The sequence below is a fragment of the Bengtsoniella intestinalis genome (genome assembly GCF_039719005.1).
In the GTDB taxonomy this organism is placed as follows: Bacteria; Bacillota; Clostridia; order Oscillospirales; family Oscillospiraceae; genus Oscillibacter; species Oscillibacter intestinalis.
In genome coordinates this window covers 3,073,966-3,094,488 of sequence record NZ_CP133584.1, presented here as the reverse complement: position 1 = coordinate 3,094,488, position 20,523 = coordinate 3,073,966, and the positions used below count along the sequence as shown (strand labels likewise).

Genomic DNA, 20,523 nt, shown 5'->3' with positions numbered 1-20,523 from the left:
CAAACTAAAACAGATAACCAATAAAAAATTTACAATAGGTGGAAAAAACAGATATTTTTTATTAACTTTCAAAATAAGCAAAAAAATCTGCGATAACACACATATGACCGAAATAATTGTAACAATCAACACTTTATAAACCTCCTAACTATAAAGGTTTTTCAGTCATTCTACTTATGATATTGGTCTAAAATTGCACGTTCAGCTTCAGTAAAGTCAGTTAGTCCATTACCACCTACAACATAACTCCTACTGCTACTACTACCACCACCATCATCACCAAATGGATTGTGATATACAATACCTGATGATTTATGATACGCAATTTCATCAGTACCCTTGCTCGGAATTGCTCGATTGTCCATATGCGAATTTGGAAAATTTGCTTCAATACTATCTGCTAAAGCACTTGGGGTATCAATAAAGCCACCGGGAGAAACATCAGTATTAGATACACTATTCCAAACTTTGCTTGCGAATGTTGAACAATTATTGTTAGTTACGGAATAAGAATTGTTACTATTGATTGTTGAAGTCACTGTTGATAATTCTGTTTCGGTTAGGTTCATAGAAGTCGAAACATTGGCTGCGGCTGCGGCTGCCCCTTCTATATTATACCAAATGCCACTATGTGGGTCTTTATTTCCGAATGTACCAATAGTAACCGAATCTTCTCCAGCTACTGTATATTTACCGACAGTAATTTCTTCAGTTGATAGATTTTCTACTACCAACCAAGAATGGCTATTGTCATGAGATGAATAGATAATCAATGTAGCAATATCTTCGTTTGAAGCTGCGTAGGCAGTGTTTCCTAACAGCGGAATACAAAGCAAACTGAGTGCCAAAACAAATGATAATAATTTTTTCATTTTAAACATTTTAATTTCCTCCTAAATTTAGTTTTTAATTTTTCTTTGCAAAACAACAACTCCTGCTGTCACCATAATTCCTAAACTCATTACAAAGGCAAAGTTATATATCCCTGCAAGAAGCAAAATAGAAATTATGAAACACTCAACGACTAAGTTACGAATTGTTATCTTACGATAATGTTGTTTCTCCACCTCATCGAGTGGCTTGCTTGTTGCTCCTACAGGAGCGAGTTTCCATATCAGCGGAACAGCTACTAACAACAGCATAATACAGATAGGCATTATGTACTTTTGGGGTGTGTATTTCACAATCATTAGTACAGCAAAAATAGTTCCCACTGACATAAAGTAGCATTGAATGGCTGTTTTGCAGTGATAGCCTCCTGCGTATGTTCGTAAAAGAGAAAATGAAATAAGAAAGATAACAACTTCCCGTCCAAGACCAACCACACAACCAAGTATTATCGCTGAAACAATACTAGCTGCTTGCTCAATCGCAACAGTTAGTCCATACAGAATTATATCCCTGTCTACATTTGCATTCTTTCCATTACTTACAAGGAAATCTGCTATGTCCTCTAATCTCCTACTTAACATTAGAACTTACGCAGTTTCTTAGCTGTATCGGGTAACTTTGGTTGATGAAAAATCAACATACATGATCTATTGGCTGAGTATGTAGTTACCATAAGTGCAAATACCGACAGGATATGCCCATGTTTCATTAAAAATTTCTTCATTCCACGATCCTCCTTATCTTTTAATATTCAATATCATATGCTAATGAAAGAGTACCATACATTCACCGAAAATTTTATGTCGAAAGTACAGATTGCCAAAATTCAAGTATAAAATTTGAAAAAAATAATCCCTAAAAAATTTAGAGATTATTTTTATACGTCATTTCATCATATAGTAGTATTTCTAAAACAAATTCTTGATTGATTGTTAGGATTTTAAAAACTCCACTTTTACTTTCAACAATTTCTTTAATACTCTTTAAACCTAGTCCATGAAGTGTTTTATTGGACTTGTCTGTAACAGGAAGTCCATTCTTAAATTGTAGCTTCTTGGCGTAAGGATTAGCAATCCTAATGTAAAGATTCCCATTATCATCCATAATTCTAATATTTATGCTTTCATTTTGGGAGTTGCTACTATCAAAGTTGGTTATCGCATTGTCAATCGCATTTCCAAGAATAACATATAAACTACTTTCATCAATATTTGCATCTTCAAGTATATTAACTTTTATATCTATGGGTATATCGCTTTGATTGATTAAACCAAGCTTATAATTGAGTAGCCTATTTAGCTTTTTATTCTGCGTATAACCTACAATATCATTTGTTGAAGTTTCCTCCATTAGAGAATTTAAACTTTCTTTGACTTCGCTTAATGACTGTTCTGTACTACCTTCAGTTTTAGATTTCAAGTATAATAGATGGTGTTTCATATCATGCTTGAGAGTTCTGACATTTTCAAACGTGTCATTTATATTTTGTTCGAGCAGATAAAAATATTCTGTTTGATTTCTTAAAAGTTGATTTTCATACTTTAGCTTTTCAGCCGATTTTAATTTATCAAACAGATAAAAGAAAAACACATTCATCAGTACAATAAGCGATAAAGACAAGATTGTAATATATTCGTTCAAACTATCTTGGAATGAAATCTGAGTATAGGAAACCAATATGATGATACTGCAAAGTGGAATAATACATATTTGTAATGATGCTTCCGAAACTATGCTGTGAGAGTTTTCTTTGCGTGATAAAATAAGTTGAATAATTTTTATAAAGATTAGCATGATAAACTGACAGATTATAGATCCAATGATATTATATAAATCGTTTGACATCATATAATGGACCCTAGAAACCAAACCAGCACTCGAAAAATTATCGTGAACGTGATACAATATCAAAAACGATAAACGAGAGGAGAACATATCATGCCACGAAGCAGTTACAGCGCCGAATATAAGGCCAAGATCGTCCTAGAAGTCCTCCAGGGTGAGAAGGAATTAAACGTTATCGCTGCCGAGCAGGGGGTTAATCCCAACATGATTCGCAACTGGAAGAAGGAATTTATATCCAATGCCAGTCAGGTTTTCGATGAGAAAAAGCAGGTCAAAGAAGCACATCGGAAGGAGGTTGCCCTGAAAAAAGAGAAGGAGCAGATGCTCCGCACCATCGGCCAATTGACACTGGAGCGAGACTTTATTCAGGGTGCCTTTCGGGACTGCGGCATCCCCGTCCCCAAGTTCCCTCAGGACTGACGCAGACCTGTCCATCCGCCGTCAATGTGAGCTGCTGGGTCTGCCCCGAGGGCAGGTCTACTACCAGCCTGTGGAGGTCGACCAGGAGGCCAAGCGCTGGCGGGAGCACATCATGGCACGCATCGACTACTGGCACACCCAAATGCCCTACATCGGCTCTCGAAAGCTGGTGACCAAGCTGGCCACCGACCAGATTTTTGTGGGTCGCAAGCTGGTTAGGCGACTGATGTGCGAGATGGGAATTCATGCTCTCTATCCCAAGGCAAATCTCTCAAAACGCAACTTTAAAGAGTCTATCGTACCATATTTGCTGAGAAATAAGGTTGTCTCGTTCCCGAATCAAGTGTGGTCAATCGACATCACTTACATCAAAATGCACCACGGGCACATGTATTTGACGGCGATTATCGACTGGTATAGCCGTCTGATTGTGGGCTGGAGTCTGTCCGATACGCTGGACACAGATAACGTCATCGCCGCTGTCCAGCGCGCAATTTCTAGCCACGGCACCCCCGCTTTTCTCAATTCTGACCAAGGATGTCAGTTCACAAGCTCCCAATATAAGGGGTTTTTGAAGGCAAATCACATTGTCCAAAGCATGGATGGTAAGTCCCGTTGGGCGGATAATATCATGATTGAGCGGTGGTTCCGTAGCCTGAAAACCGAGGAAATTTACCTCAACGAGTATCAAAATCCTAGGGTATTGCGCCGTGGAATTGGAAATTATATCAAGCAGTACAACACCTTCAGACCCCATCAAGCACTGGGAAATCAGACTCCAGAGGCCGTGTATGGGGCAGCCTTCACAACGCCAACCAACCACCTTGACAGTCTGGCACAGGCTGGTTGAGGACTGGTGGCGACGGGAGGTCGTGGGTTGTAGGCGGAGGCCGTTCCCCTCGCCTTTCCCATTGTACCAGCCTGACCCAGTCGGTCAAGGCAACCCTTCGGGCGGCTACCCTGGAGGTAACCACAACCAGGCTTGGCTCAGGAAGCAAAATAGGTTGTTGTGTTCACGATAAATTTTGAGGAAGTGGTCTTGACAGGGGGACCATTATATCAGCTCATGAAAATCTATCTTAAGGATAAGTTGTAAAATTACCCCCAGAAATAATTCTACTACCATTCTAAATGCAAACCATGTACAAACAAATATCAATTTATCTTTAATAGAAAGTAGGAAATGATACGAAATAAGTAAGGCTACTAAAGCCAGTAGAATAAGATTAGAGTAATGTATGTCGCCCCAATTATATGTAAAAGCTCCAATTAAAAACGCAACTATCACTAAAACATAACTGGTAGCTACCTTTTGAAATGATTTTTTCTTGCAAAAAATATTTAAAGCACTATACAATGTATATAGTGATAGTATGTTGATAGCTGAGTATAAAATGATTTGAAGCTCTGATGGAATTAACAACTATCTACACCTCTTTTCCAAAAATTTCATGTGTCTAATTTGAGTATCGCCACTATATTTATTTCCGATGTTATACGTTACTCCTGTCGTTTTCAAAGTAACCTTGTCTATCCATATAGATACATAACCCAAATTGAAAATAAAAGCTCTATGGGGCATTATAAATCTATCACTAGATTGCAACTTTTCCCAAACAGATTTCATACTATCGTAAAAACGCATATCCTCTTTTAAGGTGTGAAGAATGACCTCATTCTTATAATTCTCAAAATATATAATATCTTTAATAGAAATATGCTGTGTTGATCCATTTTTATTAAATGTAAAATAGACAGACTCATCCTTTTTCAAGATAGAAGATGCGTGCAAGAGAGCTTCTTCCAGTTGCCCTGTTTGAAGTGGTTTATCTAAAAATCCAATCGTACCAAGTTTGAATAATTCTTTTACTCTTTCGTCATAGCTTGATATAAAGATGATTAAAGATTCCTCTCCCATCGCTCTGATACGAGTAGCTGTTTCAATTCCATTGATTCCATTCATCAGTATATCCAACAAAATAATATCATAGTGGTTTTTTGCTATGCTATCACATAAACTTTCTCCACTTGAAAATGAGGTTATCTCAAATTCTTCACCCCATTTATCTTCTATCTGACCAAGAGAAATCATTATGCTATCTCGGTCTTTTTTCATATCATCACAATATGCTATTTTCAACATAATATTTTCCTCCGTATATTTTATGATATAAATATTATACCATACTTTACAAAGAAATCGAATATTATTTTGTGCATTTGAACTATAATAGCAATTTGCCTTTACAATACATATATAAAGTAAAGGAGCATAATTATGGAAGTTAATTACCAAGCAATCGGTAAGCGTATTCGCAAAATCCGAAAGTCAAAGAAAATCGCACAGGAAAAATTAGCAGAAATAACAGACTATTCCGTAACGCATATCAGTCATATTGAAACAGGGTCAGCCAAAGCGAGCATAGAAGCAATATTAAAGGTATCTGCGGCTCTTGGATGTACCCCGAATGATATTCTATGTGATAGTATGGCAGGCGCTAAAGAAACTTTTCTAAATCAAATAACAGAAAAGCTAGTGGACTGCACCGAGTTTGAAATCCGTGTTATCTCAGATGTTGTAAATGCGACTAAACAATCTCTGAGGTCAAGAAAAAATTTCTTTGAAAACTAAAAACGAGTGAAAAACCAATCGTTACTTTAATGTTTCGGTTGGTTTTTCTTTTTTATGCAATCCACTAGCTTAAAATAATAGTATGATGTAGCCTTTTAATAAGATTATCGAAAGGACAGAATCCCATAAAATAAGGACAGAATTATTTTGTGGAAATTTTATACTTGAATTCTAGCATTTTGTACTTTCGTGACTAATCTTTCATTATTATGTGGTATATTGGGTGTACGTTATTTAAGTGGATATTTTAGACAAGGAGGTGTTTCCAATGTGGTATTTATCGAGTATTCCTAATCAATAACCAACTACAAAAAACAAGGAGGATTTACTATGAAAAAGTTATTATCTATCATTCTTTCCTTAGCTATGATTTTCTCCCTCACGGCTACAGCTTTTGCGAGTGAGCTAACTACAAACACCATCCCAGGCGTAACTATCCTAGAAGATAACAGCGATTTCCGTATTGCACAGGCAATAGATGATAATTATCGCTATGTTTTCACTTACAATAAAGCAGATAATACAATGTTGTCCGAAAGATTTTCAATCGATGGCGACTTAGAGGTAAGTGCTTTTGTGGATATTGATGAGCAAACAATCTACGACAGCCAAACAGGCGACACTGCCTCTACTTATGCCGTTGTCGCTTCTCAGTACACTGATAGTGTTTATGCCTATGAATACACCAACGACAATCCCAAAGAGTGGAAATTAGTAAGAGCAAAATATGCCGATGAGGACAACGAGGGTGGTTACTACTTCAAGACAAAACAAACAACTATAAACGAAGATAATTTAGATGAATTTCGTGTTGCTGTAGATGGTATCGCATCGAAAGAGTCTACGCTGAAAACACAGGTTGGCGTCACAGCATTTTTAGCAGGTGTCTCCACTGGATTTGCTATTGGTGCTGGACCTGCTGGCTGGGGTATCGCTGCGGCTGGATACTTTGCTGCGGCTGGATTTGGAACTGCTGCTCAAGTAACAACAACTCAAATAGCTGAATATCAGTCAACTGCACTGGCACGCTACACTGATGTAAAAAACCAATCTGATATTTTCTTCTAAACATAAAAAAGCCCCCCTAGGGGGGCTTCAGACTGTCAAAAAAGTCAGCATAAGCTGGCTTTTTTTGATATAATGAAGTTGAGGTGATGACAAATGTTGAGCAAAGAAGAAATTAAAAGAACATCCGTAGAAATCATAAACATAGATATGCTCGTTCCAGAAAATCATTTATTAAGAAAAATAGATAAAGCAGTAGATTTTAATGAAATTTATTCGTTTGTGGAAGATTTGTATTGCTCAAACAACGGCAGACCTAGTGTTGACCCTGTTGTTCTATTTAAAATGGTGTTCATCCAACATTTGTATGGAATTCGCTCTTTGCGCCAAACTGTAAAAGAAATTGAAATGAATATCGCTTATCGTTGGTTTTTGGGCTATACCCTCAATGATAGCATTCCGCATTTTGCCACCATTAGCTACAACTTCAATCATAGATTTCAAGAGCAAGTAATTGAAAAAATTTTCAATTGGATTTTAGGTGAAGTTGAAAGGAAAGGATATTTACGTCCAGAAGTTGTTTTCATTGATGCAACGCATATCAAGGCAAATGCAAATTTAAAGAAAAACATCAAAAAAGAAATTCCTATTGCAGCCAAACGATATGAAAAAGAGCTATTTGAAGAAATCAATAAAGACAGAGAGGATAATGGAAAAAAGCCTTTTGAGGATAAAAATGACCCTCCAAAAACAAAAACAATCACCACTTCTACAACAGATCCAGATAGCGGTTTGTTCCATAAGGGCGAGCATAAAAAATGCTTTGCATACGGTGCACATACCGTTTGCGATAAAAATAACTTTGTGTTAGAAGCCGTTGTAACCCCTGGAAACGTCCATGATAGCGTTGTATTTGATGATGTTTATCGTCAAGTAATAGAAAAATATCCAGAAATAAAAGTAGTTACAGCTGATGCAGGATACAAAACCCCTTGGATTTGCAAGCAAATATTTGATGATGGAAGAATACCTTCTTTGCCTTACAAAAGACCAATGACGAAAAAAGGGAATTCACCTTGGCATGAGTATGTTTTTGATGAATATTACAACTGTATCATTTGTCCTCAATATCACGTTTTACCATACACAACCACCAATCGAGATGGCTATAGAGAATTTAAAAGTTACAGTTATATTTGCGAAAAATGCGAAAATCTTTCGAGGTGTACCGAAAGCAAAGACCACAGAAAGGTAGTTACCAAACACATCTGGTGGGAATATTTAGAAAAAGCAGAGGATGTACGGCATTCTCCATTAGGAAAAGACACCTATGCGTTGAGAAGCCAAACCATCGAACGGGTTTTTGCAGACGCAAAGGAGAAGCATGCAATGCGATATACATATCATAAAGGCTTGGCTCAAGTTTCAAAATGGGTGAAGCTTAAATTCGCTGCAATGAACTTAAAAAAACTGGCAACATGGGGCAGTAAACGGTACATTTTGCTTATAGACTATGTATTATTTATACGAAAGAACCCTATTCCAAGGTGCGGAATAGGGTTCTTTGACAGTCTGAGACAACCAAGATGGTTGTCTTTTTTTATCGGCTCGCCCTATTAGACTCGAACCAACGACCCTGCGCTTAACAGCCTCATACTCTACCATTTGTCTGCAAAAACTACAGGAAATATGCAATTTAATGGTTTAGTGCCTCTAGAATAACGTCAACGGCACCTTTTACACCAATTTTAGAAGTATCTACACAAAGATTATAATTGCTCATTTCTATCCATTTTTGGTCGGTGTAATATTCATAATGTTTTGCACGTTTTTTGTCGATGCTTTCGATATCGTTTTTCATTTCTTGTTCAGATTTAACACCTACATCTTCTGGCACTTTTTCATAACAACGCTTAATGCGCGCGTTTATATCTGAAGAATAGACAAACACTTTAAATGGCTCTTTATCTCTTAAAATATAATCTGAACACCTGCCAATAATAACTGCACTTTCACGCTGCGCAATTTGCTGTAAAATTTCTGATTGCACATGAAGCAGTTCTGTTACTGGTGACTCATTATAAGCAGTAAATGCTCTACCATAAGTAAAATGATGATTTTTAACAATAGCTTCGTCAAATTCATTTACGAAATTTTTACTAAATCCACTTCTTTCAGCGATTTCACTAAGTAATTCTTTATCGTAATAAGCGATATTCAACGCATCTGCAAGTCTTTTTCCGACTTCACGTCCACCACTACCGAATTGTCTGCATATTGTGATGGTTCTATTTCCCTTAGTGTACATTTTATTCACTGAAATAGAAGCTTGACTTTCCAGTGGCTGTGTTGTAGCATTTTTTAACTCGCCTAAAACTTTTTTCATAGCAAAAATAACGGCAATCAAAGATATTACGTCGGCGATAGGTGCTGAATAAAGTGTGCCTGTTAAACCGTATATTGCTGGCAGAATAAGTATCAGTGGTACAAGTAACATAAAATCACGAAGCAATGACATTCCTAGAGATAGCACAGGTTTTCCAAGCGATTGTAAGAAAATACTAGATGATTTTTGGATACAGCACAAAATAATTGTTGATAAATAAATTCTAAAAACTATAACTGCGAACTCGTTGTATAGCTCGCTTTCGCTACCAAAAATTGATATAACTTGTACTGGGAAAGCTTCAAAAATAATCATTGCAATTACACCGACAATAAGTTCGACTACAATCATTTTTTTGTAAAGTTCTCTTACACGGTCAAATGCACCTGCGCCATAGTTAAAGCCGATAATAGGTTGACATCCAACTGCAATACCAACTACAATGGAAATTACAATTTGGAAAACTTTCATAACTATGCCTATAACAGTAAGTGGAATATCTGCACCGTATTTTGACAAAGCACCGTATGTAACCATTACATTATTTAGTGAAACAACAATAATGACAACAGCAAACTGTGTTAGAAAACTTGTTATGCCAAGTGGCAATGTTTTCTTTAAAATTTTAGCACTTAATTTGAAACTACTTTTTTGAAGTTTGAATGATTTTGTTTTTCTAAGATAATTTAACGCAAGAAGTGCTGTGGCAATTTGACCAATGACTGTTGCAAGAGCTGCACCCATCATGCCCCAGTGGAAAACAAAAATGAAAAGCGGATCTAAAACTACGTTGAATAAACAACCAATCAGCATAGTATTCATCGAAGTTTGAGGACTCCCGTCTGCTCTAATAATAGAGGATAACACCGTACCAATAGCATAAAACGGAAAACCAATAATCAAATATTGAAAATATTCTTGTGCATAAGCCTCGTTAGCTTCTGTTAGTCCAAACATTCCAAATAATTGATCTCTAAATAAAACGAATAACACAGTTAGCATTATTGAAACTACAAGAGAAAGTAAAATAGCATTACCGACACCTTTATGGGAATTTTCTGTGTCGTTTTTACCTGAGCAAATACTTAAAAAAGCAGCTGCTCCGTCACCGAACATTAACGCAACAGAAAAGATTATCATGGTAAGTGGAAAAACAACATTCGTGGCGCCATTAGCTATATAGCCAATACCATTACCGATAAAAAATTGGTCTACAATGCTGTAAAGCGATGCAACAAGCAACGAAAGTGTACATGGAACTGCAAATTTAATCATAAGCTTGCTTACTTTTTCAGTAACCAAATAATGATTTGAAGTGTGTGATGACATAAAATCCTCCTTAATTAAAAAATGCTAACGTTTATGCTATAGTGATCACATACAATATTATCACTCAATATATATGTATTATATACTTTTCGTCGCATTGATGTAATAGTATATTTAGCACAACTTTTTCAATATTATTTTGTTTTTATACGCTTTTAGCACAAAATTTAATCATTGAAATGGTAAACTAATTCGCTGTCAATGGTCAAGTAGATTGTTGACTTTTACATCCATGGCACTATCATGTATTATATGATAGTTTCGCACACTACGTGGAGCGCTGCAAGACGGGGGAGAGTTGACGTTTGCTATTTAGATATAAGAAAAACCGCCCTGCTAAGCAAGACGGTTTCTGAACATTTTCTTTCGGTATAAATACCTACTCCGATTTGAGGTTACTGTACAACCCCTACTGAAAGCTCAGCATAACAAGGCTTTCGGTACGCTATTATGCTTTGCAGTAGCAATTGGGTTAGACTTGTGGTATATCAGGGTTCTCTCCTTTTTGATTGTCGTAACACCATTCATTATAAAGGAGTCCTGATGGCTTTGCTATCTTTTGACGGGGAATTGCAAACTATATTTTACTGTATCCTTTTGTTTTAAGAATCAATAAGAAAAAACAAGGAAAAATACGAGAATATATAGACAATCAACTACAAGATGACATCATAACCGATCAAGTCAGCTTAAAGGAATACATTGATTCATTTAAGGATGACAAGAATAAGAATGGCAAATAAAAAAGCCCCTGAGTAAGGGAGCAGCCGGTAAAATTCAGTGCATTTTTGGTGTAAGGAATTTCTTATAAGTTGTCGCATTAATTTGGTCATATACGAGTGATAGATTAAGAGTAGTCGTTTGTATTCGATGCGCAGAATGATAAATTTGTCTGTTTCGTTGTTGCAAATCAATTTGTTTTGAGGAGATGAGATATTATGAGAATTCTGAAATTAGTGTTTGATATTCTTTTGTATTTGCTCATGATAATAGAGGTGCTTATTGTTACAACAGATTTCAGTCATGTGGGTGATATTTGTAAAGTCTTATGTGTACTGTTGCTTGGTACAGGTCTATTATATAGAAGGTTTTAATGTTGCAACTTTAAAATAAGCGTATTTCACCTGAGTAACCTTCGATAAATCAATCGTATTTTTCATTGATTTTTCAAATTCTATGCGATATAATAAATCTTTTTTCTAACCCTCAAGTTTAAAATCTTTGTGTTCCATTTTAATTTCTCCGTTTGAAATTTCCTTATTGCCTAGTCAAGGCTATCAAATCCTCTGAACTGGTATCTAATATTTATACAATTGACTTATTTCATTATAGCATTGTAAATTCACATGAAATTAAATATACATATTTTATTCGCTGGGTTTAAGATTGGAGCGAGATTATGTGGGATATCATATATGTTGATACGAAAATCCAACTACCTTTGCAGAAAATAAAAGAGTTGTAAAAGATGGTGGCACAGTGGCAGGAAATGCACGCAAAGAAATTGAAGAACGAACCGGAAAACCTGTACTCACTGATAAAGCAGCGGCAGATTTTACTGGCCTAATCTCTGATATTATCACTGCCAACTTATCCAGTGGTGAAGATGATGAAAAATCATAAATTATAAAAATTATATTCAAAGGCAGTCTTTCTACGGAAAGGCTGTCAGACTGTCAAAAAAGTCAGCATAAGCTGGCTTTTTTTGATATAATGAAGTTGAGGTGATGACAAATGTTGAGCAAAGAAGAAATTAAAAGAACATCCGTAGAAATCATAAACATAGATATGCTCGTTCCAGAAAATCATTTATTAAGAAAAATAGATAAAGCAGTAGATTTTAATGAAATTTATTCGTTTGTGGAAGATTTGTATTGCTCAAACAACGGCAGACTATAATGGTCCCCCTGTCAAGACCACTTCCTCAAAATTTATCGTGAACACAACAACCTATTTTGCTTCCTGAGCCAAGCCTGGTTGTGGTTACCTCCAGGGTAGCCGCCCGAAGGGTTGCCTTGACCGACTGGGTCAGGCTGGTACAATGGGAAAGGCGAGGGGAACGGCCTCCGCCTACAACCCACGACCTCCCGTCGCCACCAGTCCTCAACCAGCCTGTGCCAGACTGTCAAGGTGGTTGGTTGGCGTTGTGAAGGCTGCCCCATACACGGCCTCTGGAGTCTGATTTCCCAGTGCTTGATGGGGTCTGAAGGTGTTGTACTGCTTGATATAATTTCCAATTCCACGGCGCAATACCCTAGGATTTTGATACTCGTTGAGGTAAATTTCCTCGGTTTTCAGGCTACGGAACCACCGCTCAATCATGATATTATCCGCCCAACGGGACTTACCATCCATGCTTTGGACAATGTGATTTGCCTTCAAAAACCCCTTATATTGGGAGCTTGTGAACTGACATCCTTGGTCAGAATTGAGAAAAGCGGGGGTGCCGTGGCTAGAAATTGCGCGCTGGACAGCGGCGATGACGTTATCTGTGTCCAGCGTATCGGACAGACTCCAGCCCACAATCAGACGGCTATACCAGTCGATAATCGCCGTCAAATACATGTGCCCGTGGTGCATTTTGATGTAAGTGATGTCGATTGACCACACTTGATTCGGGAACGAGACAACCTTATTTCTCAGCAAATATGGTACGATAGACTCTTTAAAGTTGCGTTTTGAGAGATTTGCCTTGGGATAGAGAGCATGAATTCCCATCTCGCACATCAGTCGCCTAACCAGCTTGCGACCCACAAAAATCTGGTCGGTGGCCAGCTTGGTCACCAGCTTTCGAGAGCCGATGTAGGGCATTTGGGTGTGCCAGTAGTCGATGCGTGCCATGATGTGCTCCCGCCAGCGCTTGGCCTCCTGGTCGACCTCCACAGGCTGGTAGTAGACCTGCCCTCGGGGCAGACCCAGCAGCTCACATTGACGGCGGATGGACAGGTCTGCGTCAGTCCTGAGGGAACTTGGGGACGGGGATGCCGCAGTCCCGAAAGGCACCCTGAATAAAGTCTCGCTCCAGTGTCAATTGGCCGATGGTGCGGAGCATCTGCTCCTTCTCTTTTTTCAGGGCAACCTCCTTCCGATGTGCTTCTTTGACCTGCTTTTTCTCATCGAAAACCTGACTGGCATTGGATATAAATTCCTTCTTCCAGTTGCGAATCATGTTGGGATTAACCCCCTGCTCGGCAGCGATAACGTTTAATTCCTTCTCACCCTGGAGGACTTCTAGGACGATCTTGGCCTTATATTCGGCGCTGTAACTGCTTCGTGGCATGATATGTTCTCCTCTCGTTTATCGTTTTTGATATTGTATCACGTTCACGATAATTTTTCGAGTGCTGGTTTGGTTTCTAGGGTCCATTATAGACCTAGTGTTGACCCTGTTGTTCTATTTAAAATGGTGTTCATCCAACATTTGTATGGAATTCGCTCTTTGCGCCAAACTGTAAAAGAAATTGAAATGAATATCGCTTATCGTTGGTTTTTGGGCTATACCCTCAATGATAGCATTCCGCATTTTGCCACCATTAGCTACAACTTCAATCATAGATTTCAAGAGCAAGTAATTGAAAAAATTTTCAATTGGATTTTAGGTGAAGTTGAAAGGAAAGGATATTTACGTCCAGAAGTTGTTTTCATTGATGCAACGCATATCAAGGCAAATGCAAATTTAAAGAAAAACATCAAAAAAGAAATTCCTATTGCAGCCAAACGATATGAAAAAGAGCTATTTGAAGAAATCAATAAAGACAGAGAGGATAATGGAAAAAAGCCTTTTGAGGATAAAAATGACCCTCCAAAAACAAAAACAATCACCACTTCTACAACAGATCCAGATAGCGGTTTGTTCCATAAGGGCGAGCATAAAAAATGCTTTGCATACGGTGCACATACCGTTTGCGATAAAAATAACTTTGTGTTAGAAGCCGTTGTAACCCCTGGAAACGTCCATGATAGCGTTGTATTTGATGATGTTTATCGTCAAGTAATAGAAAAATATCCAGAAATAAAAGTAGTTACAGCTGATGCAGGATACAAAACCCCTTGGATTTGCAAGCAAATATTTGATGATGGAAGAATACCTTCTTTGCCTTACAAAAGACCAATGACGAAAAAAGGGAATTCACCTTGGCATGAGTATGTTTTTGATGAATATTACAACTGTATCATTTGTCCTCAATATCACGTTTTACCATACACAACCACCAATCGAGATGGCTATAGAGAATTTAAAAGTTACAGTTATATTTGCGAAAAATGCGAAAATCTTTCGAGGTGTACCGAAAGCAAAGACCACAGAAAGGTAGTTACCAAACACATCTGGTGGGAATATTTAGAAAAAGCAGAGGATGTACGGCATTCTCCATTAGGAAAAGACACCTATGCGTTGAGAAGCCAAACCATCGAACGGGTTTTTGCAGACGCAAAGGAGAAGCATGCAATGCGATATACATATCATAAAGGCTTGGCTCAAGTTTCAAAATGGGTGAAGCTTAAATTCGCTGCAATGAACTTAAAAAAACTGGCAACATGGGGCAGTAAACGGTACATTTTGCTTATAGACTATGTATTATTTATACGAAAGAACCCTATTCCAAGGTGCGGAATAGGGTTCTTTGACAGTCTGAAGCCCCCCTAGGGGGGCTTTTTTATGTTTTAAAGATGTTAAATAAAGTAAAAACTATAAATATTACTAAAATCACCATCACAATTAAAATTATATACTTAAAAACCTCATTACTTTTTGCCAGCTCACCAATTTTATTTGAGTTTATAGCGCAAATAATGCTTAAAAACATAAATATAATGACTAATAGTTTATCCACTCTCCATCACCACCCTTTATTTATAAATAATTATTTGGGAAACACTTCGTTGCCGTCTCACTGGTAGTCTTTAAATCATATCATACTATTAAACATCGCACTATCAAAAAGTATGGAATCAGTAAATTCAAGGACGAAATTCTCAAATTAAATTTATCTTCCTCCTGCTTTACCCATATACTCCATCTTATATTCCGGTATCTCAAAGCTAATATGAAGTCTTTTTGCACCTACCATAAACAGCGCATGGCCTCTTTTTCTCGCCAATAACAATTCCTGTTCCGCCGCCGTCAAGTCATACAGTTTGGCGGTTTCTTTTAGGTTGGGACCGTCTGTACTCACGAAGATTATTAGAATTATTACATATAAGCTGCTAATTATTACATCACATAAGAAAACTCCTTCTTTTCTGATATAGTAAAAATAAAAAGGAGTGTGTAATTATGAATTTAACACCACAAACACGAAAGCAACAATTTTATCAAGAAATCGGCAGAATACTTATGGAGCGTCCGGAAAAAGGTACTAATAATGATGACGAAAATGTGTTTAAATTTATTCGCTTTGATTTATCTGTTTTAGATGCTGTTATCAAAATTTTTGAACCAAAAACAGTAGAAGATTTGCACAAATTGATAAATTGTTTTTGTTCTGAGTCTTATTCTTTTAAGGTTGATGAAGATGTTACCACTTTATATAAATGCTAATATAAAAGTGAGCCACCTAGCCCCCTTTCGCTCATGAAAATTTGAGCCACTTGAAATAACCCTGTATACTAGCAGTAAGCTAGGAACGGGGGAAAATAAAGGTGGTAATCACAGTGAACATTTACAAAGAAGTGCGACAATTACGCCAGCAGGGGCGTAGCCAGCGGAGCATTGCAGTCCAACTGGGCATCTCTCGCAATACGGTGAAAAAGTACTGGGAGGGTGAAGCCGTGCCGTGGGTGCGCAAGGAGTATCAGCGCCCAACCAGCGTGCTCACGGAGGGCGTAAAGAACTTCATCCAGCAATGCTTGGATGAGGATGAGGAAAATCGTCTCAAGAAGCAATCTCACACCGCCAAGCGGATCTACGACCGTCTAGTGGAAGAGCAGAGTTTTACAGGTGGCGAATCCACCGTGCGACGCTATGTCCAAGAACTGCGTGGCAGTACGCCTGAGGCCTTCGTGCCACTGGCCTTTGACCCTGGGGATGCAGTGCAAGTGGACTGGGGTGAGGCAACCATTCGGTTGGCTGATGTGAAAACGAAAGTCAATATTTTCTGCGCACGCCTTTGCTACAGCGACGCCCCATTTGTGGTGGCCTACCGCAGACAAAACAGCGAGAGCTTTTTAGAGGCACAGGTGCGCACCTTTGACTACTTCGGCGGCGCGCCACGGCGTGTCATCTTTGACAACGCCAAAATTGCCGTAAAAGACGGATTTGGCGCCCACGCCAAAACGCAGGACAGCTATGCTATGTTGGCAGCGCACTACGGTTTTGAGACTGTATTCTGCAATCCTGCCTCTGGCAATGAAAAAGGGCTAGTAGAGGGTTTGGTAGGCTTCTCACGACGCAATTTCTGCGTGCCACTACCCAAAGTGGACAGCATGGACGAGCTGAACGATTTGCTACAAAAGCGTTGTGAACAGTACCTAAAACACACCATTCGTGGCAAAAACGGCACTGTTAGGGAAGAATTCGAAGTGGAAAAAGCTGCACTCAATCCCTTGCCCATCTACCGTTTTGACCCTGCCAAACGTGCCCACGGGCGAGTAGACCGATTTAGTACCGTGCGCTTCGACACCAATAACTATTCCGTGCCTGTGACCTATTGTGGCAAAGAAGTGACGGTAAAAGCACTGCCTGAACAGGTGGAAATCTACAGCCAAAACAAGCTGATTGCCACCCATCCACGCTGCCTTGGGCACAAGCAAAACGTGTATGATTTACAGCATTACTTGCCGCTTTTGGAACGAAAAGGCCGTGCTATCTTCCAAGCAAAGCCAGTGCGTGACACCGTTCCACCAGTGTTTTTAGCGTGGTTGCAGAAGCAAAATTTGAAGCCAAAACAGATTGTGGAATTGCTATATCGCTGTCTTGATGAGGGGTTTGACACCGTGATGCAAGGCGTCTCCGTGGTCACGCCACCGCCCCCTAAAATTGCAGACACTGTGGTTGTCCAAAACGTGAATTTGGCAGGCTATGACGTTCTTTTTGGAGGTGTGAGAGTATGAATGTGACGGAGGAACAGGTGAAATTATACGCAAAGCAGCTGCGTCTGCCTATGTTTGCTGACTACCAGCAAGTGCTCAGACAGGTGGATTCCAGTGCCACTTTTGCTGATTTACTATTGGAATTGATGCAGGCCGAATTGGCTTCTAGGCAAGAAAATCAAATGAAAAAGCGGCTTAAAGCGGCAAATTTTCCGTATTTGAAAACATTGGACGAGTTTGATATGACCCAACTCAACGAAGCGGTTTCGCCAATATTTTTGCAGGAACTAGCCTCCTGTGATTTTGTGAACAGACGGCAAAACGTGGTGATGATTGGCAATCCCGGCCGAGGCAAGACCCACTTGTCCATTGCACTGGGGCTGAAGGCCTGCTACGCGGGCCACAGCGTTCTGTTTAAGAACGCCGCAACACTCTCTACGGAGCTGTGTGAGGCCCGAGACAACTACTCTTTGGGCAAGTTGGAGCGCAATCTAGCCCGTGCTGATTTGCTCATCTTGGACGAGCTGAGTTACCTCAGCTTTAACCGCCACCAATCTGAACTGCTGTTTAAAGTCATCTCTGACCGTAGCGAGAAACGCAGTACCATTGTGACAACGAATCTGCCGTTCTCCAGATGGCCAGAGCTATTTGAAAACACCACCATGGTGGCGGCTCTCATTGACAGGCTGACCTTCCAGTCCCATGTGCTTGATATGAATGGTGATTCTTTTCGTTTGAAGCAGACCCTGGCAATGGCTGAATATTCGTGAGCGAGTGGCTCACTTTTTCATGAGCGCAAGTGGCTCACTTTTTCATGAGCGAGCGGCTCACTTTTTGGTTGACGTTTATACACTTTAGTTGAATTAGCTAAAAGTTCCTTGGATTTTAATAGTGGATTTATTCCTGAGGAAGAAAAAGAAAAGTATATAGATTTCAAGTCTATAGGAAAAGTAGTACAAAAAAATGATAATGGAATTTTCACGAAATATGGCTATTTCTTCTATGATGGAGAAAACGAAGATATTATACGAATGTGTGATGAATTAAAAACAGATAAACCTATGTGATAAGCGAAAAAAAGACTGCATATCAAATTAAAGATATGCAGTCTTGCTTTTTTATCGACCTCCTGCCTTACCCATATACTCCATTTTGTATTCGGGGATTTCAAAGCTGATATGAAGTCGCTTTGCACCTACCATAAACAGGGCATGACCACGTTTTCGTGCCAATAACAACTCCCGTTCAGCCTCCGTCAAGCCATATAATTTGGCAATTTCTTTTAGGCTCGGATCGCCTGTCCCCATTAGGATTGTGTAATGTGGAACATTGAATAGTCAATAACAAACCATCTTGGCAAGCAATGCACTCTGATATCCATCGAGTACAGCTTGTTGGGGAAAACCCCAATCCCCTTTGACACAGTAGCAAACTTTTTGCCACTGTGTTTTTTACTATTTCCACATAATATGTAATAGTAAAAATGCTGTCTATGACAGCAATATCACCTCGCTTTGCTCAGTTCATTTATAAAGACTGTTGGTCTTTTTTCTTTTCTGTTTCAGGGGCAAGATTATCCATATCAAGTAACACTTCTACGTTCCGTTTTGCGTTTAAAACCTCTTGCATTTCTTGTTTCAAATCGCTACATTCTTTGTACGCTTTTTTCTTCTGAGAGAGCAGTGCAGCATACTCTGATTTTAAGTCAGCCATCTTTGGTAGCTTGGTTAAACTCAAAGACTTAAAGTGATTTTTAGCGGCTTGGTGTAGCAAAATTTCTGTGATATTATCCTCTTTAAATTTTGGAGAGTATCCCGATTGTTTGTAGCGGTCATAGGTCGCTTTTGTTTTTGCAAACTGCGTAATATATTTTTGCAAAAGTGCAATTTCTGCCATGCGTTTTTCAGCATCTTTAATGCGAGTTGAACTAGAAGAAAAGGCACCGGTCACACCGTCAGCTTTTGCTTTTAAATCGGTATAACTAAGCAAGTTGTTTTCCGTTAGATAGTTCATTGTTTTTGCGAGTTGCTTGATATTAAAATTCTTCGCCCAGCGTTCATATCCACCACCTTTCTTTGCTACCAAAGCAGATTGTAAATCTATCACTAAGCTAACCTTTTGTTCCACCCGTGGAGCTTTCTTTTTTTGTGGAACATGAGTAACTTTTCCACCGATTACACCACGCAATTCTTCTTCGGAGTAGCCTTTGCCAAGCGAACGCAAACGGATAAATTTCTTTTGCTGTTTGCCCTTAAAGGCAAGGTGTTTTCCCGTCTTTACTTCATAGCCTTGTTGCTTCATCTTTTGCAAAAATCCTTCAAAACTGGCAGGCTTTTCTAGTAAGACAGCATCAATGGTTTGTTTTAACATATCGGATAAAGTCAGTGGTTTATCTTCACCTAACCACTTGCCATAGTGAGCAGATTTATTGGCTTTGTTTTCTACGATGGATAAGCCATTTGATAAACAAAGCAGGTCATTGATTTTTGCAATCGCTTTGGTAGAGTTCCAAAAGTTTCTAAACTTCTTTTTGCAATTAAGATGGGTAGAGTTCCATATAATATGGTTGTGAATATGAGCCTTATCAATATGGGTTGCTACGATAAAAGCATGGTTGCCTTTTGTGATTTTTTCAGCCAATGCATAGCCTAATTCATTAGCAAGCTCTGGTGTGATTTCCCCTGGTTTAAAAGATTGTCGCACCTGATAGGCGATGACATCATTTTTTTGTGTTCGTCCTGTTTGCTCAAGATATATTTTCTTGGATAACAAGAATTGTTCATCTGCAAAATCAGGATTGCACATAAAGCTAGATACCAATTCGCCACCCGAAGTTTTATCGGGGTTCTTCGCATAATCGGTTCTTTCTTTCAAACATTTTGCCACCGTTTTCCCCTTGTTCTTGTGCATGGGAATAATGCGTGTGGTTGCCATAGATTGCACCTCCTAACTTCTTGAAATTTCATAATTGATACTGCAATCGCAA

General features: G+C 38.8%; 22 protein-coding genes and 1 pseudogene. 12 read left to right on the top strand and 11 right to left on the bottom strand.

The genetic code is table 11. The features are described 5' to 3' along the window. Positions 1-170: 170 nt before the first annotated feature. The 4 genes from RFF05_RS14815 to RFF05_RS14800 form a co-directional block, all read right to left on the bottom strand. Entirely contained in the window at positions 171-881 is a 711-nt protein-coding gene (locus RFF05_RS14815; protein ID WP_409967803.1) for a hypothetical protein, read from the bottom strand. A gap of 18 nt (positions 882-899) precedes the next feature. Further along, positions 900-1,472: an accessory gene regulator ArgB-like protein gene (locus RFF05_RS14810; RefSeq protein ID WP_409967802.1), complete on the bottom strand. Its 573-nt coding sequence runs from the start codon at positions 1,470-1,472 to the stop codon at positions 900-902. Continuing rightward, a complete protein-coding gene (locus RFF05_RS14805) occupies positions 1,472-1,600 on the bottom strand; it encodes a cyclic lactone autoinducer peptide (RefSeq protein ID WP_409970124.1) in 129 nt (42 codons plus the stop codon). The genes RFF05_RS14810 and RFF05_RS14805 overlap by 1 nt, the downstream gene beginning before the upstream one ends. A 155-nt stretch (positions 1,601-1,755) precedes the next feature. Further along, positions 1,756-2,739, bottom strand: coding sequence for a GHKL domain-containing protein (locus tag RFF05_RS14800; RefSeq protein WP_409967801.1), 984 nt, complete (start codon positions 2,737-2,739; stop codon positions 1,756-1,758). Positions 2,740-2,829: 90 nt separating this feature from the next. Here RFF05_RS14800 and RFF05_RS14795 point away from each other — a divergent pair, with 90 nt between their 5' ends. Both RFF05_RS14795 and RFF05_RS14790 read left to right on the top strand, forming a co-directional pair. Next, positions 2,830-3,156 carry a transposase gene (locus RFF05_RS14795; protein ID WP_409967432.1) on the top strand — a complete coding sequence of 109 codons (327 nt, stop codon included), beginning with the start codon at positions 2,830-2,832 and terminating at the stop codon, positions 3,154-3,156. Then, positions 3,107-4,006, top strand: a complete 900-nt coding sequence (locus RFF05_RS14790) for an IS3 family transposase (protein ID WP_409967433.1) — start codon at positions 3,107-3,109, stop codon at positions 4,004-4,006. Before RFF05_RS14795 ends, RFF05_RS14790 begins: the two co-directional genes overlap by 50 nt. A 573-nt stretch (positions 4,007-4,579) precedes the next feature. Here RFF05_RS14790 and RFF05_RS14785 read toward each other — a convergent pair. Then, positions 4,580-5,299 carry a LytR/AlgR family response regulator transcription factor gene (locus tag RFF05_RS14785; RefSeq protein ID WP_409967800.1) on the bottom strand — a complete coding sequence of 240 codons (720 nt, stop codon included), beginning with the start codon at positions 5,297-5,299 and terminating at the stop codon, positions 4,580-4,582. Between the two features lie 135 nt (positions 5,300-5,434). On the opposite strand from RFF05_RS14785, the gene RFF05_RS14780 reads away from it, so the two are divergent. The 3 genes from RFF05_RS14780 (at position 5,435) to RFF05_RS14770 (ending at position 8,413) form a co-directional block, all read left to right on the top strand. Next, positions 5,435-5,788, top strand: coding sequence for a helix-turn-helix domain-containing protein (locus tag RFF05_RS14780; protein ID WP_409967799.1), 354 nt, complete (start codon positions 5,435-5,437; stop codon positions 5,786-5,788). A 330-nt stretch (positions 5,789-6,118) separates the two neighbouring features. Next, entirely contained in the window at positions 6,119-6,856 is a 738-nt protein-coding gene (locus RFF05_RS14775; protein WP_409967798.1) for a geobacillin-26 family protein, read from the top strand. Between the two features lie 93 nt (positions 6,857-6,949). Further along, on the top strand, positions 6,950-8,413 hold the full coding sequence (locus RFF05_RS14770; protein WP_409967797.1) for an IS1182 family transposase: 1,464 nt from the start codon (positions 6,950-6,952) through the stop codon (positions 8,411-8,413). Positions 8,414-8,489: 76 nt separating this feature from the next. Here RFF05_RS14770 and RFF05_RS14765 read toward each other — a convergent pair whose 3' ends face one another. Further along, positions 8,490-10,508 (bottom strand): MATE family efflux transporter, encoded by a 2,019-nt coding sequence (locus RFF05_RS14765; protein WP_317854736.1) that lies wholly within the window; start codon positions 10,506-10,508, stop codon positions 8,490-8,492. Positions 10,509-11,987: 1,479 nt separating this feature from the next. Between RFF05_RS14765 and RFF05_RS14760 the strand changes: the two genes are divergently transcribed. Next, positions 11,988-12,131, top strand: a complete 144-nt coding sequence (locus RFF05_RS14760) for a hypothetical protein (RefSeq protein ID WP_317854735.1) — start codon at positions 11,988-11,990, stop codon at positions 12,129-12,131. A 111-nt stretch (positions 12,132-12,242) separates the two neighbouring features. After that, positions 12,243-12,401 (top strand): annotated as a pseudogene (locus RFF05_RS14755) (IS5/IS1182 family transposase); the annotation flags it as partial. Positions 12,402-12,611: 210 nt separating this feature from the next. Here RFF05_RS14755 and RFF05_RS14750 read toward each other — a convergent pair. Beyond that, positions 12,612-13,511, bottom strand: coding sequence for an IS3 family transposase (locus RFF05_RS14750; protein ID WP_409967433.1), 900 nt, complete (start codon positions 13,509-13,511; stop codon positions 12,612-12,614). Further along, entirely contained in the window at positions 13,462-13,788 is a 327-nt protein-coding gene (locus RFF05_RS14745; protein WP_409967432.1) for a transposase, read from the bottom strand. Before RFF05_RS14745 ends, RFF05_RS14750 begins: the two co-directional genes overlap by 50 nt. Positions 13,789-13,791: 3 nt before the next feature. Here RFF05_RS14745 and RFF05_RS14740 point away from each other — a divergent pair, with 3 nt between their 5' ends. Further along, a complete protein-coding gene (locus tag RFF05_RS14740) occupies positions 13,792-15,153 on the top strand; it encodes an IS1182 family transposase (protein ID WP_409967796.1) in 1,362 nt (453 codons plus the stop codon). 340 nt (positions 15,154-15,493) lie between these two features. Here RFF05_RS14740 and RFF05_RS14735 read toward each other — a convergent pair whose 3' ends face one another. Continuing rightward, positions 15,494-15,682 carry a hypothetical protein gene (locus RFF05_RS14735; RefSeq protein WP_409967795.1) on the bottom strand — a complete coding sequence of 63 codons (189 nt, stop codon included), beginning with the start codon at positions 15,680-15,682 and terminating at the stop codon, positions 15,494-15,496. Positions 15,683-15,783: 101 nt separating this feature from the next. On the opposite strand from RFF05_RS14735, the gene RFF05_RS14730 reads away from it, so the two are divergent. From RFF05_RS14730 to RFF05_RS14715, 4 genes are all read left to right on the top strand, one after another. After that, a complete protein-coding gene (locus tag RFF05_RS14730; RefSeq protein ID WP_409967794.1) occupies positions 15,784-16,047 on the top strand; it encodes a hypothetical protein in 264 nt (87 codons plus the stop codon). A 113-nt stretch (positions 16,048-16,160) separates the two neighbouring features. Then, positions 16,161-17,558, top strand: a complete 1,398-nt coding sequence (gene istA, locus RFF05_RS14725; RefSeq protein ID WP_409967180.1) for an IS21 family transposase — start codon at positions 16,161-16,163, stop codon at positions 17,556-17,558. After that, entirely contained in the window at positions 17,555-18,307 is a 753-nt protein-coding gene (istB, locus tag RFF05_RS14720) for an IS21-like element helper ATPase IstB (RefSeq protein WP_409967179.1), read from the top strand. The genes istA and istB overlap by 4 nt, the downstream gene beginning before the upstream one ends. 108 nt (positions 18,308-18,415) lie before the next feature. Next, positions 18,416-18,604: a hypothetical protein gene (locus RFF05_RS14715; protein ID WP_409967793.1), complete on the top strand. Its 189-nt coding sequence runs from the start codon at positions 18,416-18,418 to the stop codon at positions 18,602-18,604. Between the two features lie 51 nt (positions 18,605-18,655). Here RFF05_RS14715 and RFF05_RS14710 read toward each other — a convergent pair whose 3' ends face one another. Beyond that, positions 18,656-18,844, bottom strand: coding sequence for a hypothetical protein (locus tag RFF05_RS14710; protein WP_409967792.1), 189 nt, complete (start codon positions 18,842-18,844; stop codon positions 18,656-18,658). A 220-nt stretch (positions 18,845-19,064) separates the two neighbouring features. Further along, a complete protein-coding gene (locus tag RFF05_RS14705; RefSeq protein WP_409967791.1) occupies positions 19,065-20,471 on the bottom strand; it encodes a relaxase/mobilization nuclease domain-containing protein in 1,407 nt (468 codons plus the stop codon). Positions 20,472-20,523 lie beyond the last annotated feature (52 nt).